This window comes from Paenibacillus sp. JT31N17, assembly GCF_056269255.1.
In genome coordinates, this window is the sequence record NZ_JBWDNP010000002.1 from 371,822 (window position 1) to 396,558 (window position 24,737).

26 protein-coding genes are annotated in these 24,737 nt (G+C 53.5%); 22 read left to right on the forward strand and 4 right to left on the reverse strand.

Features of this window, described 5'->3' with window-relative positions; genetic code table 11:
- The first annotated feature begins 57 nt into the window (after positions 1–57).
- From AC0YOB_RS09175 to AC0YOB_RS09210, 8 genes are all read left to right on the forward strand, one after another.
- Positions 58–780 carry a sugar phosphate nucleotidyltransferase gene (locus AC0YOB_RS09175; RefSeq protein WP_210037222.1) on the forward strand — a complete coding sequence of 241 codons (723 nt, stop codon included), beginning with the start codon at positions 58–60 and terminating at the stop codon, positions 778–780.
- The gene (locus AC0YOB_RS09180; RefSeq protein WP_475792582.1) at positions 777–1,925 is read left to right on the forward strand and encodes a GT-D fold domain-containing protein; all 1,149 of its coding nucleotides are present in this window, start codon (positions 777–779) and stop codon (positions 1,923–1,925) included. The genes AC0YOB_RS09175 and AC0YOB_RS09180 overlap by 4 nt, the downstream gene beginning before the upstream one ends.
- 22 nt (positions 1,926–1,947) lie before the next feature.
- Complete coding sequence (locus AC0YOB_RS09185) at positions 1,948–3,324, forward strand: glycosyltransferase family 2 protein (RefSeq protein ID WP_475792583.1); 1,377 nt, start codon at positions 1,948–1,950, stop codon at positions 3,322–3,324.
- Positions 3,325–3,410: 86 nt separating this feature from the next.
- A complete protein-coding gene (locus tag AC0YOB_RS09190) occupies positions 3,411–3,698 on the forward strand; it encodes a nucleoside-diphosphate sugar epimerase (RefSeq protein WP_475792584.1) in 288 nt (95 codons plus the stop codon).
- Positions 3,699–3,725: 27 nt separating this feature from the next.
- Positions 3,726–4,061 carry an alpha-helical endospore appendage domain-containing protein gene (locus AC0YOB_RS09195; protein ID WP_475792585.1) on the forward strand — a complete coding sequence of 112 codons (336 nt, stop codon included), beginning with the start codon at positions 3,726–3,728 and terminating at the stop codon, positions 4,059–4,061.
- Positions 4,061–4,354 carry a hypothetical protein gene (locus AC0YOB_RS09200; protein ID WP_475792586.1) on the forward strand — a complete coding sequence of 98 codons (294 nt, stop codon included), beginning with the start codon at positions 4,061–4,063 and terminating at the stop codon, positions 4,352–4,354. Before AC0YOB_RS09195 ends, AC0YOB_RS09200 begins: the two co-directional genes overlap by 1 nt.
- Before the next feature lie 27 nt (positions 4,355–4,381).
- The gene (locus tag AC0YOB_RS09205; RefSeq protein WP_475792587.1) at positions 4,382–4,705 is read left to right on the forward strand and encodes a hypothetical protein; all 324 of its coding nucleotides are present in this window, start codon (positions 4,382–4,384) and stop codon (positions 4,703–4,705) included.
- Positions 4,706–4,876: 171 nt separating this feature from the next.
- On the forward strand, positions 4,877–5,629 hold the full coding sequence (locus AC0YOB_RS09210) for a hypothetical protein (RefSeq protein WP_475792588.1): 753 nt from the start codon (positions 4,877–4,879) through the stop codon (positions 5,627–5,629).
- 40 nt (positions 5,630–5,669) lie between these two features.
- Here AC0YOB_RS09210 and AC0YOB_RS09215 read toward each other — a convergent pair whose 3' ends face one another.
- A complete protein-coding gene (locus tag AC0YOB_RS09215) occupies positions 5,670–6,947 on the reverse strand; it encodes an adenylosuccinate synthase (protein ID WP_475792589.1) in 1,278 nt (425 codons plus the stop codon).
- 107 nt (positions 6,948–7,054) lie between these two features.
- Between AC0YOB_RS09215 and AC0YOB_RS09220 the strand changes: the two genes are divergently transcribed.
- Positions 7,055–7,957, forward strand: coding sequence for a LysR family transcriptional regulator (locus tag AC0YOB_RS09220; RefSeq protein WP_475792590.1), 903 nt, complete (start codon positions 7,055–7,057; stop codon positions 7,955–7,957).
- Between the two features lie 9 nt (positions 7,958–7,966).
- Here AC0YOB_RS09220 and AC0YOB_RS09225 read toward each other — a convergent pair whose 3' ends face one another.
- Entirely contained in the window at positions 7,967–8,200 is a 234-nt protein-coding gene (locus tag AC0YOB_RS09225; protein WP_379219636.1) for a cold-shock protein, read from the reverse strand.
- Between the two features lie 238 nt (positions 8,201–8,438).
- Between AC0YOB_RS09225 and AC0YOB_RS09230 the strand changes: the two genes are divergently transcribed.
- From AC0YOB_RS09230 to AC0YOB_RS09290, 13 genes are all read left to right on the forward strand, one after another.
- Positions 8,439–9,530 carry a CgeB family protein gene (locus tag AC0YOB_RS09230; RefSeq protein ID WP_475792591.1) on the forward strand — a complete coding sequence of 364 codons (1,092 nt, stop codon included), beginning with the start codon at positions 8,439–8,441 and terminating at the stop codon, positions 9,528–9,530.
- A 40-nt stretch (positions 9,531–9,570) separates the two neighbouring features.
- Positions 9,571–10,782, forward strand: coding sequence for a CgeB family protein (locus AC0YOB_RS09235; RefSeq protein ID WP_475792592.1), 1,212 nt, complete (start codon positions 9,571–9,573; stop codon positions 10,780–10,782).
- A gap of 196 nt (positions 10,783–10,978) precedes the next feature.
- On the forward strand, positions 10,979–12,544 hold the full coding sequence (locus AC0YOB_RS09240; RefSeq protein ID WP_475792593.1) for a glycosyltransferase family 4 protein: 1,566 nt from the start codon (positions 10,979–10,981) through the stop codon (positions 12,542–12,544).
- Between the two features lie 36 nt (positions 12,545–12,580).
- A complete protein-coding gene (gene wecB, locus AC0YOB_RS09245; protein ID WP_475792989.1) occupies positions 12,581–13,678 on the forward strand; it encodes a non-hydrolyzing UDP-N-acetylglucosamine 2-epimerase in 1,098 nt (365 codons plus the stop codon).
- Positions 13,668–14,651 (forward strand): polysaccharide biosynthesis protein, encoded by a 984-nt coding sequence (locus AC0YOB_RS09250; RefSeq protein WP_475792594.1) that lies wholly within the window; start codon positions 13,668–13,670, stop codon positions 14,649–14,651. The genes wecB and AC0YOB_RS09250 overlap by 11 nt, the downstream gene beginning before the upstream one ends.
- Positions 14,648–15,481 (forward strand): dTDP-4-dehydrorhamnose reductase family protein, encoded by an 834-nt coding sequence (locus AC0YOB_RS09255; RefSeq protein WP_475769176.1) that lies wholly within the window; start codon positions 14,648–14,650, stop codon positions 15,479–15,481. Before AC0YOB_RS09250 ends, AC0YOB_RS09255 begins: the two co-directional genes overlap by 4 nt.
- A complete protein-coding gene (locus AC0YOB_RS09260) occupies positions 15,463–16,425 on the forward strand; it encodes an NAD-dependent epimerase/dehydratase family protein (protein WP_475792595.1) in 963 nt (320 codons plus the stop codon). Before AC0YOB_RS09255 ends, AC0YOB_RS09260 begins: the two co-directional genes overlap by 19 nt.
- 120 nt (positions 16,426–16,545) lie before the next feature.
- Positions 16,546–17,328 (forward strand): glycosyltransferase family 2 protein, encoded by a 783-nt coding sequence (locus AC0YOB_RS09265; RefSeq protein ID WP_475792596.1) that lies wholly within the window; start codon positions 16,546–16,548, stop codon positions 17,326–17,328.
- A 110-nt stretch (positions 17,329–17,438) separates the two neighbouring features.
- Positions 17,439–18,137, forward strand: coding sequence for a FadR/GntR family transcriptional regulator (locus AC0YOB_RS09270; protein ID WP_475792597.1), 699 nt, complete (start codon positions 17,439–17,441; stop codon positions 18,135–18,137).
- A gap of 159 nt (positions 18,138–18,296) precedes the next feature.
- Complete coding sequence (locus tag AC0YOB_RS09275; RefSeq protein ID WP_475792598.1) at positions 18,297–19,625, forward strand: ABC transporter substrate-binding protein; 1,329 nt, start codon at positions 18,297–18,299, stop codon at positions 19,623–19,625.
- A gap of 86 nt (positions 19,626–19,711) precedes the next feature.
- Positions 19,712–20,602 carry a carbohydrate ABC transporter permease gene (locus AC0YOB_RS09280; RefSeq protein ID WP_475792990.1) on the forward strand — a complete coding sequence of 297 codons (891 nt, stop codon included), beginning with the start codon at positions 19,712–19,714 and terminating at the stop codon, positions 20,600–20,602.
- On the forward strand, positions 20,602–21,429 hold the full coding sequence (locus tag AC0YOB_RS09285; protein ID WP_210037241.1) for a carbohydrate ABC transporter permease: 828 nt from the start codon (positions 20,602–20,604) through the stop codon (positions 21,427–21,429). The genes AC0YOB_RS09280 and AC0YOB_RS09285 overlap by 1 nt, the downstream gene beginning before the upstream one ends.
- Positions 21,426–22,631, forward strand: a complete 1,206-nt coding sequence (locus tag AC0YOB_RS09290; RefSeq protein WP_475769181.1) for a trans-sulfuration enzyme family protein — start codon at positions 21,426–21,428, stop codon at positions 22,629–22,631. Before AC0YOB_RS09285 ends, AC0YOB_RS09290 begins: the two co-directional genes overlap by 4 nt.
- 137 nt (positions 22,632–22,768) lie before the next feature.
- Here the strand turns inward: AC0YOB_RS09290 and AC0YOB_RS09295 are convergent, their stop codons facing one another.
- Together AC0YOB_RS09295 and AC0YOB_RS09300 are read right to left on the reverse strand one after the other, a co-directional pair.
- Positions 22,769–23,485, reverse strand: coding sequence for a glycosyltransferase family 2 protein (locus AC0YOB_RS09295; protein WP_475792599.1), 717 nt, complete (start codon positions 23,483–23,485; stop codon positions 22,769–22,771).
- A gap of 141 nt (positions 23,486–23,626) precedes the next feature.
- Positions 23,627–24,715 carry a glycosyltransferase family 4 protein gene (locus AC0YOB_RS09300; protein WP_475792600.1) on the reverse strand — a complete coding sequence of 363 codons (1,089 nt, stop codon included), beginning with the start codon at positions 24,713–24,715 and terminating at the stop codon, positions 23,627–23,629.
- Positions 24,716–24,737: the final 22 nt, after the last annotated feature.

The window sequence follows — 24,737 nt, forward strand, 5'->3', positions numbered from 1 at the left end:
GGGCGTATGCTTACGAAGCAGCGTTTTCTTACAAAAACGCTTTAGGAGGTCATAATTTTGAGAGCTGTTATCTTGGCTGGCGGAACGGGAACGCGGCTTTTTCCGCTGACCAAACTGATGAATAAACATTTGCTGCCGGTTGGCAGGCTTCCGATGATATGCTACAGCCTGATCAAATTGAGAGAAGCGGGCATAACCGATATTCTGCTCGTCACAGGACGCGAGGCGGCGGGAATGTTTACAGATTTCTTGGGCAGCGGGCGTGATTACGGGATATCCCTGACCTATCGCATTCAGGAGCAGGCGGGCGGGATCGCCCAGGCGCTGGAGCTTGCACAGCCATTTGTCGGCAGCGAAGACAAATTCCTGGTCCTGCTCGGCGACAATTTGTTCGAGGAGCCGCTAAAGCCCCATCTGGAGGCCTTCGCGAAGCAGTCAGAAGGCGCGATGGTGCTGCTCAAGCAGGTTCCGGATCCGGAGCGTTACGGCGTCCCTGTCTTTGATGCGAAAGGCAGGATTGAACGAATCGAAGAAAAGCCGGAACAGCCGCAAACCGACTTTTGCGTGACGGGCATTTACTTATTTGATGCATCCGTATTTACATTAATCCATGAGCAGGCGCCTTCTCAGCGGGGCGAGCTGGAAATCACGGATGTGAACAACGCTTATGCAAGCAAAGGCATGCTTCGGCATAGCCGGATGAACGGCTGGTGGACCGATGCCGGAACCTTCGAGTCCCTGCAGGAAGCGTCAATCAAGCTTATGGGAACTGTACCATGAGCGGTGGCGGCCGGGCAGGAAAGCCCCTCCTGAACAAGACAACGGGTCCGGTCCGTCAGGATCGCCGGGTGCCGGTTTCGGCGGCTGAGAGCGTACATCGTCCGGTGAAAGCTCCAAGAACGGGGAAGCAGCCGGCTTCAGGCTCGGGAGCAGGCCGTCCCCGCATTCGCGGCCGGGCCATCAAGAAAAGCTCTGCATCCAGGAAGCGGACAAGATTGGGGATTCGTACCCGTTCCAAACGCCTGAATCGAAGAACGGCGGGATTGCCCGGCCAGAAGGATCAATTCGGGAAGCATACGCCGGAGGACGTCCCGGAGACTGCCGAGCAGGCATATAACAGAGGATTTGAAAGCGGCCAGTATGATGGCGGAGAGAAGTGGCTGGAGAATGCAGTGCCGCAAAATATGCTCCTTCCGGATGTCACACTGCAGGAGGTCATAGCTTTAGGGGTCGAACAGCTGAAACCGCAGTGCCATCGGCTGATGGATGTGCATGAGGTATTCGAGCAGATGATGCAGGCTTTGGCGTCGAACTCGCCTTGTGCGGTTGTACGGCTTGGAGACGGAGAACTGCTGGCCCTGTCGCAGGACGTGGTTTACAACGCCAGGATTGTCAAGCAGGAAGGGGAATTTCTCCCCTACGCAGGCGTTCAGCCGCCCGATATAGGCGCGCGTGACCAGCTGGCCCAGGCTATCCGGCATGCGCAGATCGTCGGCGTCCCGTTATCGCGGCGAAAACATTTTCAACCGCTGCTTTATCCGGTTATGCGCGGTCACGGTATTGATCCTGGCGCATTGCGGATGACCCATTCCACGATTAATTACGGCTTGTATCAGGCCGGACTGCTGACCCGTCTGCTGACAGGGCAAAGACTGCTTGTTATTGGCAACGCCGCCCCCGAACTCGCGGAGACGCTGACCCGTCACGGACTGCTGGTTTCGGGCATGATCAGCCCGGTTAAAGGGTTTGCCGATATTGACCGGGTGATGGATGAGGCGCATCATGCCGTTTTTGATCTTGCTCTGGTTTCGGCAGGGATTCCGGCAGTTGTTTTATGCTGGCGAATTGCAGCGGAGCAGGGCAAGGTGGCGCTGGATTTTGGACATATGGCCGATGCCATCATCAAAGGGAAAGTGACGCTTTGAAAAACGGGAGTGACGTAGGCTGATGATTCGGAAGAGACGGCATACGCAGATGTACAGGCGGAGGGCGGGCAGAAGATCCGCCAAACGCAGTCTGCGCGGGTATCCGGAAGGTCACAAAGCCGGATACGAGCAAGGCTTGCGCTCGGGACTCGATAGCTTCAAATCGCTGTTCGAGGGAACAAGCATTATAATTCCCAGCTACAATCAAGTGGAGTATTTGAAGAAGTGCATCGAGAGTATTGGCGAGCACACCGATCTGCCTTTTGAAATCATTGTGGTTGACAATGCATCGGAGGACGGAACAGCGGAATTTCTGCGGAAAACGGACAGCGCGGTCCGTTACCGGGTTCTGGAGTCGAACCGGGGGTTCGCCGGCGCCGTTAATATCGGCATGATGATGGCGAAGGGGACAACGATGCTGCTCCTTAACAACGATACGATTGTTACCGAGCGCTGGTTGAGCAACATGCTCAAGTGTCTCGACAGCGATCCGAAAATCGGGATGGTCGGTCCGGTAACCAATTATATAAGCGGTGACCAGCGTATTGAGGTGCCTTATTTGCATGTTAGCGACATGCCCCGTTTCGCACAGCATTATAACGTTTCCGATCCTGGAAAATGGCAGTTCACAGACCGCTTGACCGGATTCTGCCTGCTGTTTCGCCGCGAGCTGTGGGAGCGGACCGGGTTTCTGGACGAAGGATTTGAGATCGGAAACTTCGAGGACGACGACTACAATATCCGCGTTCGTCTGCAGGGATATTCGCTTGTAATCGCACGCGATACCTTCATTCATCATTACGGCAGTGTCAGCATGAAGGGCCTTGGGGAGAATTTGGCCAAAATCAATAATCACAATATGCAGTTCTATATGGAGAAGTGGGGAAATCCCCATGATCTTGTTCATCAAGTGAGAGAAATGCTGCCCCTTCATCGGGAACGTACAGGATTGGCGGTACAGCAGCCAGTGGGTGAAAAAGCCTTTTTCCCGCAGCAGGTCGTTGCCCGCGGAGTCAGTGAAACGCTGTACTGGATCGAACGGGGAGTGCGTAGACCGGTCGCGGGCGAACTTGCTTTGCCGATTACCCGTCTGTCCCAGGTGGATCTCCTGCGCTGGCCCATAGGCGAGGGAATATCCGCGCAAGAGGTGGAAGCCCGCTGGCATGGTTATTTCGACGCAGAGGAGCCGTTCCCGGACGGCCTGACATTCAAGGCAGCGGACGGATGGATTTATGTGGTGGAAGAGGGATCCTTGCGCAGGGTGGTCAGTATGGCAGCGGCGGAAGCATGGGGGCTGGCATTGAAGCCGCAGCAGCAGCTGCCGGCTGCCCATGAGCTTGAGCAGCTGACGAAGGGCTTGCCTGTCATTGCCCCGGCGCGGGTAGCTCCGCATCTGTAACGTTTTACATGGGAAGAGCGATATTCATGGCAGTATCATGCTCGAATTATGAGCATATGCTGTAGGGAGTGGAGGGACAGCGAAATATGCAGCATATTGTAACGGAAATGATTGAGCATATGTCCCGTTCCCACGATCAGATGGCGCGCGTCATGGAGGCAGAGCGGCATGTGGTGGTGCGGATGGCGCAGATCGTGCATGCGCTGCCGGATCAGCATCCGAATTTCGGCGGGGTGAGCGAGCTGATGGAGCAATCCCAATCAGTGAGCAAGAGCATTGTTGCTTATTTGAACAGTATTGCCGAACTTCAGGAAACGATGGCTGCAACCTTGACAACCGTTATGAAGGAACTGGGCGGCGAGGATGAGGAATAAGGGCGGAGCCAAAGGAGAGTGCGGGCTTTGAGTCGTGAAACGGCGTATGCGCGAATGCTCGATGCCTCCGCCAAGATGCAGTGGAATGTGGCGATGATTCTTGAAGCAAAAGCGGTCGAAGCGGAGAAGGTGCGAAGCTGGCTGTGCAATCACGTCACGCCCGATGCATTTACGGAGCAGGAAGAGCAGTTGAAGGAAACCTTGCTTGTACATGAGCAGCTTATCGAAGTGATTGACGGTCTGACGAAGCTGAATCAAGGCATGGCGAATGTCTTGAAGGCCGCGCTGCGTCACGATCAGGATAGCGGCGGCGGATTTGGCGGCGGATTTGGCGGGGGCTTCGATATTGGAGACAGGGACTGATGAGTCTCCTTCAAAAAGAATGGGAGGCCCGGCTTGAGCTGATCCGTTCCATTGCGAACAGTCAACAGGCAATTGCCCGTATATTGGATAGTGTTGCGGGTATTTCCGAGTATTCTCCCGGAATGGCGAAGTCCATTTCCGAAAATATGCGATCACTTACCGCCATGCAGCTGTCCATTGCCGAGACTGTGGGTCTTGTCCGGCTGCGGCGGCCGAAGCAGGGGAAACCTGGCAGGCCTTGGCTGCGGGAAGGTCTGCTGCCAGGAGCAGCCGGCAATCCGGATCAAAGCTAGGCTGACATGAAACGGGAGGAGAAAGATGTGAGCATACCAGCACGTAAGAATAAGCTGAGGCAGGCTGCGGCAGGCAGGCCCGGAAAGCAGCGGGCTCCGCGTAAGGGGATGGCCGGCAAGCTCAAGAAACGGTCTGTTGCCCGAAGCGGAACAGCTATCAAACCGAAGAAAAAGTCTCTCAGGCAGACGGGAAAAGGAATTAACCGCAGAAGGACGCGCAGACGGACTGCTCCTGCAGGTAAGAACGCGTTCAACGCATCTTACGACCAGTCCTATAACGAAGGCTATAGCGCCGGATTTGCCAAAGGATTCGAGGATGGACATCAGCTTGCCTACGAGCAGCAGCCATAGACTAACGCATATGGCTTCCGATTCGCGGTTGAAGAAGAATTGCCCTGCACCTTGTTGAACAAGGGCAGGGCAATTTGCGTGTCGGGGTGCCGGGAAACAGGCTGTTGAAGGGATTAACAGGCTGAATTTTGCTATAATCAGATAAAGAACTCAGGAAAAGGGATAGAAGCCTTGATAGAATCAGAGGATTATAAGCGCTTTAAGAAGGCCATACAAGATCTTCCCCCGAAAAACAGCTACAGCCGCGAGGATTTGCTCATCGAGGGCTTATTGTTCGACCGGCATGGGGATATCGAGATCTATTATGCGCCCCATAATGAACTCATAAATCCATCGGCAGGCATTGTTATTGCAGGGATTACTCCCGGCTGGCGGCAGATGGAGATTGCCTACCGGACATTGAAGCAGGCGTTCGGGCAGGGATTTACGGAGGAAGAGGCGTTCAGTCATGCGAAGGCGGCCGCCAGATTCGCGGGCTCCATGCGCAGGAACCTGCTTCAAATGCTGAGAGACCTTGGACTTCACCATTATGCGGGACTTCCCGATGTGGAATCGCTGTTTGCTCCGGGATGTCAGCTCCTCCATACCACCTCGGTGCTACGGTATCCTGTGTTCGTACAGGGCAGGAACTATACCGGCCATCAGCCTCCGCTCATGACGTCAGCATACCTGCGGCCGTATGCGCTCCAATTCATCGGGGAGGAAATCCTGCAGCTCAATCGGCAGCGGCCCCTGTTTATTCCTTTGGGACGGACAGTCGAAGAACTGTTCCGCTCTGTCGTAAACAGCGGGCTGATTGGGGAAGGGCAATGCCTGTGGGGATTTCCACACCCTTCTGGGGCGAATGGCCATCGGTATCAACAATTCCGGCAGGCCCGCGACGGCGTGCTCGACATTATTTCCAGATACTTCGCAGCGCGGTAGAGACATATGGAACAACATCGATTGACTCCATCCTCAAGGATTAGCGTTCAATCAGCTGTTCTCTGCGGGGGCCGACGGATATATAGCGGACCGGTACGCCAATCAAGTGCTCCAGGTAGAGGACGTAATTCTGCGCCTGCAGGGGAAGCCGGTCAAACTCGCGAATGGAGGATATATCCGATTTCCAGCCAGGCAGCGTTTCAAGAACAGGCTTTGCCTGTTCAAGCCTTGCCGACACAGGGAAACGGGTTGTCTGCGTGCCCTCTATTTCGTATGCGGCGCATACCGGAATGTCATCGAGGAAACCGAGCACATCCAGATTGGTGAGCGCGGCTTCCGTTGCCCCTTGCAGCATGCAGCCGTAACGGGTCGCTACCGCGTCGAACCATCCCATTCGTCTGGGCCGTCCGGTGTTGACTCCGTACTCTCCCGCGTCGCCGCCCCGCTGCCGCAGCTCATGGGCAATCTGCCCGTCAATTTCCGCTGTGAAAGGTCCTTCGCCTACGGAGCTGGAATAAGCTTTCGTGACGGCTGCGATCCGCGTTATCGCATGCGGCGGCAAACCGGCGCCTACTGAAGCATAGCCGGCTAACGTAGAGGATGATGTGGAATATGGATAGATGCCGTGATCCGGATCGCGAAGAGCCCCGAGCTGGCCCTCTGCGACAATCGTCTCTCCTTGGGAAACTGCGCGATGAAGCAGCTCTGTCGTGTCGCATACATATGGCCGGAGCTTTTCCCCGAGCCTGATTAAATCCTCCAGCATATCCGCCGCTCTCAGCTGCGGTTCCCGATACAGATGCTCCAGAAGAACATTTTTGGGTGTGAGCGCAGCTTCCAGTCTGCCCATCAGCCTGCCGCGATGAAATAAATCCGCCGTCTGGATGCCCAGCTTTGCCGCTTTATCCGCATAGAACGGCGCAATTCCGGACCGGGTGGACCCGAATTTACGGTCGCCCAGCCGCTGCTCTTCCAATTCGTCGAGTTGTTTATGGTAGGGAAGCACAATCTGCGCACGGTCGGAAATACGCAGGTTGGGCTCCGGAACGCCTCTTGCTGTCAAAGCTTCCAGCTCCCGGAACAGATCGGAGATATTGAGCGCCACCCCCGGACCAATGACATTGGTGACCGTGTCATAAAACACGCCGGAGGGGAGCATGCGCAGCGCGAATTTGCCGTATTTGTTAATAATGGTATGTCCTGCATTGCTGCCCCCCTGATAGCGGACCACATAGCGCGCTTCTGCCGCAAGCGCATCGGTCATTTTCCCCTTGCCTTCGTCGCCCCAATTGGCACCGACCACCGCCGTAACACTCATATACCCACATCCTTCTAAGAGATTTGCTTTCTATCCCTATTGTAAGTTGAGTTATACTATTAATAAAATTAATATTAATAATATCTGATATAAGGATGGATAATGGGATGATACAAAATCTGGAATGGTATCGCGTGTTTTATTTCACGGCAAAGACAGGCAGCTTGTCCAAGGCGGCGGCAGAATTGTTCATCACCCAGCCGGCGGTTACCCAGACGATCAAACAGCTGGAAGCGCAGCTGGGCGGCCAGCTCTTCTTTCGGACCTCGAGGGGCGTTAAACTTACGGCTGAGGGAGAGGCATTGTACCAATATATCGCCCAGGCCTACAATTTCATCCAGAACGGCGAACGGAGAATTGCCGGTATGCATCAGCTTGCGGAAGGCGAAATCAAAATCGGGGCCGGAGATACGCTGTGCAAGCATGTTCTGCTGCCGCATCTGGCGGCTTTCCATGAAGCGTACCCATCCATTAAAATTCAGGTCACCAACCGGACGACGGCTGAGACGATGACACTGTTGAAGCAGGGGGAAATCGATCTGGGCATTGTGAATATGCCGGCGTCGGACAAGGCGGTGGAAGTCCGGGAATTGATGCGGATTGAGGACTGCTTTATAGCAGGAGAGGCGTTCAGGCATTTAGCGGCGAGACCGATGGCCTGGGAGGAGTTGATGGAGTACCCGCTCATGCTGCTGGAGAAGGGGAGCGCAACCAGGAGCTATCTGGATCACTTTGCGGAGCGGCAGGGGAGGCAGGTCATACCGGAGATTGAGCTTGGGAGCGTCGATTTGTTAGTGGAGTTTGCCAGAAGGGGACTTGGAATCGCATATGTTGTCAAAACGTTCATCACCGGCGAGCTGCACACAGGCCAGCTTCATGAGATCCAGCTGAAAAAACCGATTCCTCCAAGAGGAATCGGCCTTGCGACCTTGAAGGATGTGCCGCTCACCGCTGCTGCCGTGACTTTCATCCAGCGCATTCAAATGGCTCAGCCGGTTGAGGGAGCCTGACAGTCGCCATTACTGAAATCCTTTTTTGGCCCCATTGGAGAGGACGGGAAGCAGCCTGATTTCACTGGTCATGGTGGAATTGCAGATGGGGCATGCCGGCTCTTCGCCGAACGAGAAATTATCTCTCATCCAACAGGAGCATTCTTCGTTTGTGCATGTCCATATCGACGTTTGTTCCTCGGGAATAGGCTCCACTATCTTCTTAGAGAAATGAATAATCGTACCCTCCTCTAGATTGAAAATTCCCTTATAATATGTGTTTCGCCTTCCATAATTATACTATGTTTGCAATCAGGTGTTATGAACGGTACTTGCCGCCGTCATAACGCCTTTTTCTGCTTGGAGTAAACATCTATCCGCTAACGTCTGGCAGGTCATACGCCAATTTTACAGCGGCGGAGGACAAGTGACCATGAGCCTTGCGGGTCAGCCGCATATATATGATGGTAGTTCCCACAGAAACAAGGCAGGAGCGTGCGTCATGTATACGAAGAAACAAGTCAAGTCCCGGCATGCCCATAAGGGTTACGCCGACGGCTACAGGCAGGGATTGAGGGATGGCGCCTGTGAGTCGCTTGCAAGCCATATTCAGCCGCCTTCCCCGATTAAGCATGATGTGCGAGTCCTCTATATACCGCAAGGCTTCGAATCCATCGACCAGGGAATTATCGAAGCGCTCAGCTTAACCGTCCGCGAGCTGCATGTATCAGAACCGGGGCGAATGGCGGAACAGGCCGCTCTGCTGAGGCCGGATTGGATGTTTGTGTTAAATGGCATGCACGTGTTTCCGGATGATCATCTGGAGCAGGTCGCTGCCGTCAGGGAGCTTGGGGTGCGAACCTTGATCTGGTTCGCGGACGATCCTTACATGACGGCGGACACGATTCTGATCGCTCCCCGTTATGATGTTGTGCTGACCCATGAGCTCAGTACCGTCGAAATTTACCGGCAGCTGGGATGTCCCAGCGTTCATTATATGCCGCTGGCAGTGTATGCGGGGTGGTTCAAGCCGCAGCAGGTAGAGGATAAATACCGCAGCGACATCTGTTTTATCGGGCAGGCCTTCTGGAACCGGGTGGAGACCTTCGACGCCATCGCGCCTTTTTTGAGCAAACAGCGCGTGTTCATTGCGGGCGGCCTGTGGTCCCGGCTGAAGAACTATGACCGCTTGAAGCATGTTATTCGCATGGGCTGGCTGCCGGTAGAGGAGTCGATCCGTTACTACAACGGCGCCAAGATCGTCATCAACCTTCATCGTACGACCGTTTCAGGCTCCGACAACAAAAACTCGCTTAATCTGCCAGGACGGTCCATTAACCCCCGCACCTATGAAATTTCTGCTTGCGGGACGCTGCAGCTGACAGATTTGCGCGAGGATCTGCCGCGCTACTATAACCCCGGCAGCGAAATTGAGACATTTGCAAATCCGGAAGAGCTGCATACTAAGCTGGCTTATTATTTAACCCATGAAGACCAGCGGCGTGAAGTTGCGCTGCGGGGGCTGCGCAGGACTCTTGTGGAGCACACATTTGTTTCGCGCATTCAGCAGCTTGCGGCGACGCTGCAATGGTAAATACAACAAGCGCATATGCGTGGAGAGAGGAGTGAAGCAGGTGGCGGCTTCTTTTCGCAAAAGGAGAAACGACCGGAAAAGCTTGCTGATTCAAGATAAAGTCCGCAGGGGGAAAAACCTGCTGATACAAGATAAAGCCCGCAGGGAGAGGGCCTTCAGGCAAGGCTTTGATCATGGCTATTGGTTCGGACAATGCGAGTCGGTATTAAAGCGGACGGAACGCGTAATCGGGGTAAGGCCTATTCATGTCCTGTTCGTTGCAACGGGTAAAGGCTTTCCGTACTCGCCGCTGGATGAAGCGATCGCGAATACTTTAAGATCCATGGTCGGCCAATTATCCGTTACCAATTCCACAGAACCGGTATCCGATATCGCCAAGCAGCTGAGACCTGATCTCGTTATTGTGCTGGATGGGCTGCAGTTCAATGTATACCATGCGGATGAGATGCGCCGTGCCGGCATCCGGACGGCAATCTGGTTCACGGATGATCCTTATTACACCGACATTACCGGACCCTTGTCCCTCCATTTCGATGAAGTATTTACATTGGAGCTGAACTGCGTGGAGATGTACCGCAATCTCGGCTGCCCACGCGTGTATTATTTGCCGCTTGGGGCTTACCCGGCGGAATTCAGACCGCGCAATCCGAAGCTCACTCAACGTCATGAGATTTGCTTCGTAGGTTCGGCTTATGTGAACCGGCTAGCCTTTTTTGATCAGATTACCCGGTATTTGGCCACCAAGGATACCCTGATCTCCGGCATTTGGTGGGAAAGATTGAAGGATTTTAAACTCATGTCCAAACATATCGAGCTTGGACGCTGGATGGGTCCCGGCGAAACAGCGGACACCTATAACGGAGCGAAGATCGTTATTAATATGCACCGCGCGCATGATGACGAGACATTCAATAACAACAGCGCTGCAGTGACAGCCGTTTCACCCAATCCGCGGACCTTCGAAATATCGGCCTGCGCTGCACTGCAGCTTACCGATATCCGGAGCGATCTGGGTTCCTTCTATACGCCAGGGGTCGACATTGTGACCTATTCTTCCCCGCAGGAGATGGTGGACAAGATTGAATATTATTTGCACCACGAGGATGAACGCCGGGAAATCGCCATACGCGGGATGTATCGGACAATGACTGAGCATACGTACGTGCATCGCCTCGATATGATGCTGGGGATCCTGTTCCCGGATCCTCCCCCGGCAAATGAAGGATTTGTCGGCGACCTGACAACATTGTAAGCTTCGCAAGTAACGGATGGGCGCTTGCTCATTAAGGACAAATTCGGATGGGGAAACGGTCATATTTGTGCGTATGGAATGGGTCTAAGTGTCGTGCCGATTGAAAGGCCCCCTAAATATATTGTAGAACCAAGGTTCGATGGGTTGAAGGAGGTGAACACGTATTCGTTCCGCGGAACGGGTACGGCAATCGCGCGTGAAACATACAAAACCAAAAATGCTGATCTTCTCGCATATTTGCAGCCAGCAATATGTGACCGGAGCAGAGAAGCTCCTCATATTCATGATACGCGAACTGCTTCCGAGCTACGCGTGCACGCTGGTTGTACCGGTAGACGGGGTCATTGCGCAGCAGGCCAGATCGCTTGGCATACCGGTGGTAGTCCAGGATGTTCCGCTGGTCGTTTCGCTCTATTTGGCCCTTCCTCATTTTCAGGGGGATATCCGGATGGAACAGCAGGGAGGAGCATGGCAGGAGCTGTTCAGCCTTATCAACCGCGAGCGGCCTGATATCGTTCTGACCAATACATGTGTTCACGCCCTTCCTGCAATGGCCGCCAAATTCCTGGGAATTCCTGTGGTCTGGACGATTATGGAGGCGATGCGGCAGACGCCGGATACTCCTGCGGCCGCAGCCGTAATCGGGCAATATTCCGATTGCATCGTCGGTATATCCGAGACCGCGCTCGCTCCGCTGCGGACGGCCGAGATGCTGCCAAAATCAAAACTCATCCCGCCTTCCTGGCAGCATTCCGAGCTTGCCGAGGATACCTGGCGCGGACATCGCATGAGCCGCCGCAGGCAGCTTGGCATTGCAGATGATCAAAGGCTGGTCGGTTATATCTCGTCTTCCATCTTCTCGGCCAAAGGACTTGAGCACTTTGTGCTTATGGCGGTGGCGGTGGCGCAGCGTTTCGGAAAGGCGGTATTTCTGATTGTCGGCAATCCGGTGGACACCGATTATTTCGAACAATGTCTGAACCTTGCCCGGGAACAAAATGTGATAGACCGATTCAGATGGATCCGTTTCGAGGAGCAGATCGAAACGATTTATCCCGCAATGGATGTGCTTGTTGTGCCAAGCATGACTCCGGAAGGCTTCGGAATGACAGCTTTGGAAGGAATGGTGTTCGGCAAGCCGGTTGTGGTGTACGGCTCCGGCGGATTGGCTGAAATCGCCAATGCCACAGGCAATAGCCGCTATATTGTCGAGACCGGCAATGTGGATGGATTGTTCCAGAAGGTCAGCGGCCTGCTCGGCGACGAAATGGAGCGTGCGGTCGTCGGGGAGCGCAACGCCAGAATGGCGGTATCGGCTTTTGGCATAGCCGCGTACAGGGAGCGGATCCGTAAGCTTATTGACTTGCTCGCCGGGTTTTCACCGGTGAAGAAACAGGTTGTAATGGGAACGGCGGGAACGGTTTATTTGCTTGAGGACGGCATCCTGCGGCCCTTTGCTTCGGAAGAGGCCTTCCTTCAGGAGGGTTACCGGTTTGAAGAGGTGAAAAAGGTGCCGGATGCCATGCTTGCGGCACTTCCGCATGGAATGTCCATCGGCCGCAGCAGCAAAAAGGCATCGACTGTCACCCGCAAAAGGAAAACCGGAAGGCGCAGGAGAGGGCGGCGAAGAAAGCTGCTCCCGGGAAGAAGAAGCTCTGCTGCAAAAAGGCGCAGGCATGCCGCCCGCAGAACGCGCACCGTGGGTCCGCAGCGCCGCCGAAAATCCGCTGCGGGCATAACAAGGTCGCGCAGGCGGCACTGAAGCGTTGGACAGGGGAAAGGGAAGGTGAATCACAGAATGCGCGTTGTAACGGTTTTGGGCACGCGCCCGGAAATTATACGTCTAAGCCTTATTATTCAAAAGCTGGACGCGCTGGCTGAGGAGCATGTGCTCGTGCATACGGGACAGAACTTCTCTCCCTCGCTCAGCGATATTTTCTTCAAAGAGCTTGGACTCAGGCAGCCGGATTACAGGCTGAGTCAAAGCATGCTCTCCTTGGGCAGGCAGCTAGCCGTCATGTTCGGGGAGATCGAAGGCATTCTGAATGCGCACCGGCCTGATGTGGTGCTGCTGCTTGGCGATACGAACAGCGCATTATGCGCCGTCATGGCCGAGCGGATGGGAATACCTGTTGTACACATGGAAGCGGGCAACCGCTGTTATGACTTGTCGGTACCGGAAGAGAAGAACCGGAAGATTATCGACGCCGTGTCCACGATCAATATGCCTTACACCTCATACAGCAAAGGCAATTTGCTGCGCGAAGGGTTCCCTGCCGGGCGGATCGTGCTGACAGGCAATCCGATTCACGAGGTGATCAGCCATTATATGCCGCAGATCGGGGCCAGCGATGTATTGGAGCGGCTTGGTCTTGCGCCGGGCGGCTATATGCTGGTAACGGCGCATCGTGCCGAGAACGTGGATTCCCCGGAGCGGCTAGCGGGCATTCTGGACGGCTTGAACCGTATCGCCAGGCGGTTCGACAAGCGGCTGATATGCAGCGTTCATCCGCGGACGCGCTCGCGTATTGATGAGGGAGATGAACGAATGGCGATGGATGAGCGTGTCGAATTCTTTGAGCCTTTCGGATTCTTCGATTTTGTTCAGCTGGAACGGCATGCGGCCTGTGCGATAACGGACAGCGGGACCGTGCAGGAGGAATGCTGTCTGTTCCATGTGCCGACGGTCACCATCCGTCAGACGACCGAGCGGCCCGAAACCGTAGATTGCGGCAGCAATGTGGTCTGCGGCCTGAAAGCTGCGCGGATGGAAGAAGCGGTGGTGGTTATGACCGCCCTGCCGCCAAAATGGCAGTGTCCGGATGGCTATCTGGCGGATGACGTGTCCGATAAAGTGGTCAAATTTGTACTTGGAGGGAAATGGGATGTTCACTAATCAGCGGATCCTGGTAACCGGGGGGACCGGGTCGTGGGGATACGAGCTGATCCGTCAGCTTCTTCTGCAAGAGCCAAAGCAAATTATCATTTTTTCCCGCAACGAATCAAGTCAGGTGGCGATGAGCCGCGCCTTCGACGATTCCAGATTAAGCTTCTGCATCGGTGATATCCGGGATAAAGAAGCCTTATCCCGCGCGTGTGAAGAGGTGGATTATGTTTATCATCTGGCCGCGCTCAAGCATGTGCCCGTTTGCGAGGATCAGCCCTATGAAGCGCTCAAAACCAACGTGATCGGCACGCAAAATGTCATTGAAGCGGCGATCGCAAGCAAGGTCAAGCGCGTCATTTATATTTCAACCGATAAAGCCGCCAATCCTTCCAATTTCTACGGAATGACCAAGGCAATCGGCGAGAAGCTGATCGTGTATGCCAATCTGCTCCGCTCGGATACGACATTCGTCTGCGTGCGCGGCGGCAATGTGCTCGGCACGAACGGCAGCGTGGTGCATCTGTTTATGAATCAAATCAAGACCGGCCATCAGGTCCGGATTACCGACAAGAGGATGACCCGTTTCTTTCTTACTCTGGAGGATGCCATCAAGCTGTTGTTCAAAGCTTCCAGGGAAAGTTTGGGAGGCGAAATATTCGTGATGACCATGCCGACATGCCGGATCGTCGATTTGGCGGCAGTGCTGATGGATGCGATCGGGATCCAGGCTGATATCATTGAAACCGGCATTCGCCCGGGCGAGAAAATTCACGAAATTCTGCTGACAGAGCACGAAAGCACGACGACGGTTACCTATGACACCGCCTATTTGGTCATACTCCCCACTATAGATATTCCGGGACTCAGGGAGCATTACAGCAAATATGTGCCGGTCAAATTCAACAGCTTCAGCTCCAGCCAATCGTTGATGAGCCTGGATGAAATCCGTACCATGCTGGTGCGTGGAGGTTTTCTGCCATGAAGCTGCTGATTGTCGGCGGGCATGGAATGGCCGGGCATATGCTGGTCCGATACTTCCGTATGGAGCGCGGGTTCGAGGTCGTCTATACGGCCCGATCTCCAATCCATGGAGATGAAGGCATTTTCCTTGATGCTCAAGATGGCGAAGCCGTTGCTGCCGTCATCCGCAAGCAGCGTCCGGATGTCATTATCAACGCCGTCGGCATTCTCAACCAGGATGCGGAAGACCATCCCCTTACGGCTTATACCGTGAACGGCCTGCTGCCGCACTGGCTGGGACATCTGGCGGATGAAACGGATGCCCGGCTGATTCATATCAGCTCGGATTGTGTATTCAGCGGCAGAAGCGGCGGATACCGGGAATCGGACATAACGGACGGCACGAGCGTGTACGCCCGGAGCAAAGCGCTTGGCGAATTAGAGCACTCGCGGCATCTGACGATCCGTACTTCTATTATCGGACCGGAGATCAGAGCAAATGGAATCGGCCTGCTGCAGTGGTTTTTGCAGCAGGAAGGAACCGTCAGCGGCTATGCCCGCGTAATGTGGAACGGGGTTACCACCCTGGAGCTGGCCAAGGCAATCAGCTACGCGATTGCCCGGCCGTCTATCGGCGGTCTCATCCATTTGACGGCTGGCGAGACGGTAAGCAAGCTGACCCTGCTGAAGCTGTTTCGCGAATACTTCAACCGGGAGCGTCTGACGATCCTGCCTGATGACGAGATTACGATCGACAGGACGCTTGTAAGCACAAGAGAGGATTGGCGGTACGAAGCGCCGCGTTTTGCCGTGATGATTGCGGAGCTGGCAGAATGGATGGCAGAGAATTGAGCCGCCCGCGTTTACTTATAACGGGCGCGGGCGGATTCTGCGGGGAGCACGCCTGCCGCTATTTTGCTTCCACCGGCTGGGAGGTGACAGCGCTTGTCCGCCAGCTTCCTCTGGGCGGCGGCCCCCGCTGGCTTGATGATGTTGATAAGGTTCTGTCAGGCGATCTGTCGCTGCCCGAGGAGGCGAACGCTGCCATGGCCGCGGCGCAGCCTCAATATGTCCTGCATATGGCTGGCAAGAATGCTGTAGGGCCTTCCTGGAGCGATCCCTGCGATACGCTTGCGAACAATGTGATGGGAACCGTCAATCTGCTGGAAGCGCTCAGGCGGATCGACAGGGGCAGCCTGAACTGCCGCGTTCTTGTGGTGGGATCGATGCTTCGCTTCCCGCTGCCAGCCGGGGGGGAAGCACCTGAGCCACCCCACCCGTACAGCTTGAGCAAGACGCTGCAGGTATTGACGGCGCGGAGCTGGTCGGCATTATACGGAATGGATATCGTTGTCGCGGAGCCGTCGAATCTGATCGGACCGGGCAGGTCCGCCGGCTTGTGCTCGCTGCTTGCCCGCTACACCGCGGCGGTCGAACAGGCTGCTGCCGGCAGCAGCGCAAGGCCCCAGCCGATGAGACTGTCATCCCGCAGCGAAACCCGCGACCTGCTGGATGTCCGCGATGCCATGAGCGCTTACGAGCTGCTGCTTCGCCATGGCGGCAAAGGCGGCATCTATCCTGTCGCCTCCGGAGTCATGCGGACGCTGGGGGAGCTTGCGGACATCTTCACATCGCTCGCGTCATATCCGCTGGAATTTGCCGTCGGCGATTCGGCGGCGCAGTCGCCTCCGCCTGCAGACTGCAGCGCGATCCGGTCGCTTGGCTGGTCGCCTGTAATTCCGCTTGTGCAATCGCTGGAGGATGCTCTTGAAGACGCACGGCGGGCAGCAGGCTAATAAGCAAGCAATCCTGAGCGGCGGTCAAATAACCCGTCGTTTCTTCTTGACTATCTATGAAATAAATATTAAAAGGACAGACCGGATAACCAGACTTCAAGAAAAACGGAGGGGTTGAATTTGGAAATCAAACGGCCGAAAGTAACCATCGTGATTCCTTTTTATAACGATCCGTATGTGGGGGAAGCCATCGACAGCGCTCTGGCTCAGAGCTATGCCAATCTGGAAATTATCGTGGTCGATGACGGCTCCACGCTGCACCAGGATAAGGTAGCCCCCTATCTGAACCGAATCTACTATCTGGGAAAAGCAAACGGAGGAACCGCCAGCGCGCTTAATCACGGCTTTCATTATGCAACCGGTGAATATATCGCCTGGCTCAGCTCGGATGACCGGTTTCATTCCGGCAAAGTGGAGAAACAGCTGGATGCGATGATCAGGAGCGGTGCCTTGATTGGCCATACGGGCTTCAACCAGATGGACGCTGCAGGCAGCTTGACGAGGACTTCAATCATTCCGCCGGGATACGAGTCGGGAGAATTGTACCGCGCTTTGCGAAAAAGCAACCCCGTTAACGGCTCTACCGTCATGATGCATCAATCGTTATTCCGCCTGATAGGGAAGTTCGACGAATCGCTTCCGTATACCCATGATCTGGATTACTGGTTCCGGGTGCTGCTGACGGGTATTCCGCTGCATTTGACCCCTGAAGCGCTGTTGGATTACCGTATGCATGAGGCCATGGGCACGGTGCGTCATAGCGCGGCTATCGCAAGGGAAGTGGAAGCTGCCTATGAGAAATACGGGAAACGCTGGGAACTGTATCTGACACAGCTTGGCTATATAACGTCCAATACCGATGCGCGCTCTGAGAGTAAGCGTTCCCGCAGAATCAGCAGATAATGAGGCTCCGATGAGAAAACCTGAATATGCTCAAAAGATCAATATTGACATGGTATGTGAGTATCCCCTATTATTGACCTATCTGATAGGTAGAAGGGTAAGTGAAACACATGGCTGTTCATAAAATTCAAAAGATTCTCGTGCACGAACAGGTATCGCAGGAGATTCAAAACTATATTCACGACGAGAAGCTCAAGGAGGGAGATAAACTGCCTTCCGTCACGGAAATGACCCAAATGTTCGGCGTAGGCAGATCTTCCATGCGCGAAGCGCTCCGTTACCTGGAGGCGATGGAAATTATCCGCGTCGAGAACGGCAAGGGAATATTCGTACTGGAAGTGGATACATTCCGGTTCTCGGGCAAGGTGAAGGTCGAGCGGGAGAAGCAGTCGCTGCTCGCCATTCTTGAAGTGCGGAAAGCACTGGAGGGCAAAGCTGTCGAGCTTGCTTCGCAGCGGATTACTGCGGGCAGGGTGAAGGAAGTACGAAGATGTCTCGAGGAATACCGCAGGCTCAAGGAGAGTGGGGAGGACACGTCGAAGGTGGATCTGACCTTTCACCGGCACATTATCAAGGCAGCCAATAATCCGATTCTGGAGACCGTGCTGAATTCCGTTTCCGAGCTGTATGAGAAATTTTTCAATGATCCGCTGGGCGACAAGCAGCTGTTCGACGCCACGTACGAATTTCATTTTACGATGTTTGATGCGATTGCCTCCCATGATACGGAAACTGCTATGGAAGAATTCAACAAACTTATGAACGCCATCGAAATTATTATAAAACAGTTTAAAAGCACGGAAGCATAAAGCAGGCATTCAGCACTATTCATTTTTTGATTCGACAGCATTCGATTCATTTTTACAAATTGTATAAATTTGATTGACAATTCAAAACAATCCCATTTATAATCAACCTATCAGACAGGATGACTGTATGATACATGTGTTGGGGAGGGGTCGTGTAGAATGAAGAAGACCAGAAAAGGCTTTGCATTGCTGATTGCTTTCATTCTTGTAGCCGGCGTGTTAAGCGCTTGCGGAAGCAAGAACGAGAACAGCGGGAATGGAAACGCAGGTGCCGCTAATGGCGGAGAAAAAGTCAAATTGCGCATGATCGAAAGCTTGACAAGTCCTAAACGTACCGAATTACTTAACGCCATGATCGGCAAGTTCGAGGATGCTAATCCTAACATTTCTGTTGAATTGATCTCTCCACCGCTTGACCAGGCTGACAACAAGATCAGAACGATGCTTGCAGCCAAAGAAGATATCGATATCCTTGAAGTGCGGGATCTCAATATTGCCGAGTATGTGAATAATGATTATATCGCTCCATTGAACGAATATGCGGACGCGTGGTCGGATTATGCAACAGTCGGCGCCGTTCCAAAATCGCTTGGCTCATTGGGAGACAAGCTGTACTTCGTACCGAACGGCTTGTATGAAAGACAGATGTACTACCGTGCAGACTGGTTTAAAGAAGCTGGACTGGAGGCTCCAAAAACCTGGCAGGAGCTGTATGAAACCAGCAAGAAGCTTACGGATGCTTCCAAGAACCGCTACGGCTTCTCCTTCCGTGGAGGCCCTGGTTCCAACGGAAACAGCGACGCCATGGTCCTTACTTACAATGCGGACAACGTGAATCTGGAGGATTCGATGTTCCTGAAAGACGGTTCATCCATCTTCTCCTCGCCTGCAGCCAAAGACGCGATGGACTTGTATGTGAAGCTGTATAAAGAAGCTTCTCCTCCGGATTCCATCAACTGGGGCTTCCAGGAGCAGGTTCAATCCTTTACTTCCGGTGTAACCGCTATCCTTCTTCAAGATCCGGACGTTATCCAGTCCCTGCAGGAAAAAATGGAGGAAGGCACCTGGGCAACTGCCCCAATGCCAACCGGCCCTTCCGGCAAAGCGTTGATCGCAGCAGGCGGAGCGGGCTGGGGGATTGCATCCTTCTCCGAGCATAAGGAAGAAGCCTGGAAGCTGATTGCCTTCCTGTCGAGTCCGGAGCAAAACACCGCTTTCTCCAAGGACTACGGCTTGATTCCGATTCACACTAGCGCAACGGAAGACGAGTTCTTCAAAACAGGACCATACAAAACGCTGATCGACGCCAGCAACATGCCAGAAACGTTCGTGAACTACAAGCCGGCGTTCCAATATCCGGGAACCGGCCAATGGTCACAGGTCAGCATGGAAAGCCAGCAATCGCTGCTGCTTGGCCAAGCTAACGTTGAAGATACGCTTAAGAAGTGGAACGACTTCTGGGTTGACCAGAAATCCAAGTTGAAATAAAGACGCTTAACAGGTAAATAAATACTATACAAAAGGTAATGGGCGGCCGCACGCATAAGCCGTCCATTACGCTTTTATCCAAGGTGGTGCGCCTGTTGAAAAATCAGAAAATGTTCATCGGACTCAGTCTTCTGCCAGCGCTGGTGCTGGTCCTGGTATTTACGTATTACCCTTTTATCAAAGGGATTATTATGGCCTTCCAGGATTATAAACTCTTCGACCTTCGAAACATCAAATTCGTCGGGTTCGACAATTTTACCGCAGCTTTTAAAGACCCTAAATTTCTGACCGCTTTATCCAACAGCGCTTATTGGGTCGGATTCTCGCTGGTATTCCAGTTTCTGTTCGGATTGCTGCTGGCGATGGTGCTGCGCAAGCCGTTTCGCGGACGGGGAGTATATCAGGGATTCGTCTTCTACTCATGGGCGCTTTCGGGATTTCTTATCGGGCTGATCTGGAAATGGATGTTCAACTCGCAGCTTGGCGTTATCAATGATATCCTGCTCCGTCTTGGCATCATTGATGTTCGCATCGGGTTTCTGTCGGATCCGAATTGGGCGCTGTTCTCGGTAATTGTCGTCAATATCTGGTATGGTATCGCCTTCTTTGCCATTATGCTGCTGGCTGCTTTGCAATCGGTGCCATCGGAGCTGTATGAAGCGGCGGATATGGACGGGGCCAATGCCTCGCGCAAATTTTTCAACGTGACGCTGCCTTATATTTTCCCGACGATCATTACCACGACGCTGCTCAGAGCAATCTGGATTTTCAATGATCCGGCCATTATTTATGGAATGACGAACGGCGGACCTGCGGGCTCGACGCATATTTTATCCTCGTTCATGCTGGACAAAATCATTTACGGCGGAGATTACGGGGCGGCATCGGCTGTCGGCGTCATCATGATTGTGCTCCTGCTCATGTATACGATATTTTATCTTTCCGTGACGAGGTCTGAGAAAGTGGGGGATTTTTGATGAAATCTCGTGTGCTTCTGATATCCAAAATCCTGTTCCTGGCGCTTAACTTTCTCGTCATGGTATTTCCGCTGTACTGGATCGTCATTACCTCTCTGAAGCCGCAAAAGGATATTTTCTCGTTCCCGCTGCGGTATTGGCCCAAGGAACTGACCTTTAGCAACTATGCGAATATTTTCAAAATCTCCAAATTTCACATTTACATGGGCAACAGCCTGCTGATTGCAGTGTCCGCCGCAGTCGTTGTCCTGATTATCGCGATTCTCAGCGCTTATGTTATGGCCCGCTTTCGCTTTCGCGGACACAAGCAGATCATGCTTGGCTTCTTCCTGACGCAAATGCTGCCGGGCTTTGTCGCTCTGGCGCCGTTGTATCTCCTGATGAGCCGGCTGGATCTGATCAACAACCGCATTTCGCTCGTGCTCATGTACACGGTATCCTTGATCCCGTTCTCCACCATTCTGCTGCGCGGGTTTTTCCAGCGGATTCCATCCAGCCTGGAGGAAGCGGCCATGATCGACGGCTGTTCAAGGCTCTCAGCCTTATTCCGCATTATTATTCCTGTCATGCTGCCGGGAATCGCTTCAACGTTTATTTTCGCTTTCGTACAGAACTGGAATGAGCTGTTTATGGCGGTGATGTTTATTGACACCGATGCGCTCAAGACGCTTCCTGTGGCGATGAATTCCTTTGTTTTGAAATATGATGTGGATTGGGGCTCCATGTCCGCGGGTACCGTTCTGTCGGTTATCCCGACAATCCTGCTGTTCGCTGTAGCTCAGCGGTTTATTGTAGAAGGCTTGACACAAGGAGCGGAAAAAGGGTGAGTCATTCAATGGGAGAATCAACTGCAGACACCGAAACAAAAAAGGTGAGCGAGTATACCCGGGTTGTTTATGATCCGATTGACACCAGACATTATGGCGCCATCCACACCCCGATCTACCAGAACAGCCTGTTTGCCTTTGAAAATTACGATCAGTTCGACCAGGCCTTCCAGGATCTGCAGGCCATTCCCGTCTACTCCCGCGGTCATAATCCGACTGTGCGGTATCTGGAGCATAAAATTGCCGATCTGGAAGAAGCGGAAGAGGCCAAGTGCTTCTCGTCGGGGATGGCAGCCATAACGGCGGCGATTTTGTCCACTGTCAGTCAAGGTGATCATATTATATGCGTGAATCAGGTGTACGGTCCGACGCGCGAATTTCTGGGCGGGTATCTGCAGAAGTTCGGCATTGAGACAACCTTCGTGGACGGAAGCCGTATCGAGGCGTGGGAAGAAGCGGTACGTCCCAATACGAGAATGTTTTATCTGGAAAGTCCGACGACGCAGCTGTTTCAGCTCCAGGACATCCGGGCATGCACGACACTGGCCAAGAGTATCGGTGCCTTGACAATCATTGACAATACATGGGCTACGCCGGTGTTCCAAAAGCCGCTTCAGCTCGGCGTGGACCTCTCGGTGCATTCGATATCGAAATATATCGGCGGGCACAGCGACTGTATCGGCGGCGTGGTGATCGGATCGGCGGCTATAATCAAGGCCTTGTTTAATAAAGAATACATGCTGTTCGGCGGCATCATGACGCCGCAAACGGCAGCGCTTGTATCCAAAGGGCTGCGGACCCTGCCGCTGCGTCTGAGAAGGCATGAAGCCAGCGCGCTGAAGGTAGCCGCTTTTATGCAAACCTTGCCCTTTGTGGTCAAAGTGAATCATCCGGGGCTGGAATCCCATCCCCAGCATCAGCTGGCTATGACCCAGATGTCCGGAAGCACAAGTCTCTTTTCTTTTGAATCCACAATGGAGCTCAGCCGGATCAAGGAATGGGCGAACCGCTTGAAATATTTCAAAATCGCGGTAAGCTGGGGCGGATTCGAAAGTCTTGTAACGGTGAACAAGCTGAATTCTGCTCCGGCGGACAGTCCGCGTGTCGTTGTCCGGATTTATATCGGACTGGAGGAGCCGGAGGACTTGATGGCGGATATCGAATCGGCCTGGAAGCAGGTCGAGGCGCTTGAATTGCCATAACCCGGTCATCGGGATCAAATGTTATGAAGCTTGCTGAACAGAGCAAAGCAAAACACCCCGCATCGAGCATCGAGCTGCGGGGTGTTTTGCTTTTTTCCAGGACTATCGCTCCGTGCTGCCGCAACCTTCTGATTATCCTATCCCGGAAGCGACGCAACCAGGGCATTCATCCTGCCAGCGTAAAGCTGGCTGACATGGGTTGCTTCCTTGACTATGGTGTCAAAGTGCTTCACAGTGCCCATTTGCGGATGCTGCCGGTAGATTGTTAATCTTTCGTTGATGAAATGAAAGTCTATCCCCGATAATATGATTCTGATCCACAAATCGTAATCATGGGTGTAGGGAAGCGATTCATTAAACCAGCCGATGGATTGAATCAGATCCCTGGTCATCATGATCGTACAGCCGTTGACGGGGCAGCCATGGCGAAGCTCAGAGATAAAGGCCTTGGCAGAGGCGTATTTGGCCGATGCCGCCATCGCCGTGATAACCCCATTCTCGTTCATCAGATCGTAGTCCGTATGGCTGATCTGCGCGTTTGTCCGCTCCATGTAATGGACCTGCCTGGCTATCTTGTCAGGGCTGAAACGGTCATCCGAGCTGAGCCAGGCCACATACTTGCCGCTTGCCATTCTCATGCCGTAATTGAGCGCGCTCGCAGTCCCGCCATTTGCTTTGCCCAAATAATGTATGCGGGATTGGAAAGGGGCAAGCAGGTGCTGATGCAGGGTTGATCCGTCATCCACGACGATAATTTCGATGTTGGGATAGGTCTGGTACAAGGCGCTCATCACGGCCTGGTCAATATAAGGATCATTATAGAAAGGTATAATGATAGATACTTTCGGAGTCATTATCTCTCACCTCACATCCTTTTTTCTTCCCAGTATATGAGGACAGGGTATATGCAGGCACGGCAATTGGCGGCATGCATTCGACCATATTGCGTCTTATGCATGCATACGGTCTGGAGCGGCCCGGACATCGGGGCAGCCTCAGTTGTATGCGCGAAGCCCAAGTGCAACCAATATATTCACCATATCTGCGGCGTAACGGGCCAATGAGAAATGGCTGCGGATATGCTGCTGGGCCTGCTCGCGCATATGCTCGGTATGGGCGCGGTTTTTCATCATCAGTCCGGCTTCCCTTACGCCGTCCTCAACCGTTCGCGACATGAAAAATTTTCCTGTGCGGTTGTGCTCAATAAAAGTCCGGACGCCATCAGAATCAGTGGACAGCACGGGGCAGCGGCAGCTCATGGCTTCCGCAACGGCATATCCGAAGCCCTCAATGAAGGAGGTGGAAATCACCATCCCTCCGGAATCTCCGATAGCGGATAAATAAAGAGGCATATGATCATGGGGAACATTGGACCGCACAACAAGGTTAGGCGCCAGATGAAGCTCATGTACCAGATTGTTGAAAGCATCCCGCTCTCCCGGTTCGAAAATAAAAGCATCCTCGAACATCCATATTTGGAGGAGAGGGTTTTTCATCTTGAGAGCTGCGGCGATAGAGAGGAAGAGCCGCCAGTTCTTGTTGGCTTCAAGCCGGCCAATCCAGCCCACGACAGGCGCCCCGGAAGGGTTCAGCCACGGCGCATGCTGGTACGTAAAGCGATCGGTATCTATCATATTTTGCACATAGAATCTTGGAATGTCGGACAGATGGGCTTGAAAAAGCTCCATAAGGTGTGAAGTGGGGGGGCTGATAGCGGCCTGTGCGTACAATCGGATGAAAAGGGAAGCAAAAGCAAGCGTACCGCTTGCTTGCTCGCGGGTGCCAAGGCCCTGCGCTTCATACAGCAGCGCTCCCGTATAGCCAAGCCCTCTGATCCTCTGCAGCATCAAATGATCGCAGGTAACAACGATTGCGTTGTAATTCCCTGCTGCAAGAACGTTGCGGATTTCATTGTCGTCATTTGTAATGAAATGTGAGACCTCTGCCATGTTTTGCCGTCCGGCGCCATCCCACAAATAGAGGGCATGAGCCTCTATTCCAACCATCCGCAAAGCTCTGCAGCGAAGCCGGTTAAGAGTCTCAATTCCTCCGCTTGGCACATAATAGGTAAACAGCAGCTTCATCTATCATTCCTCCTTCGTTATT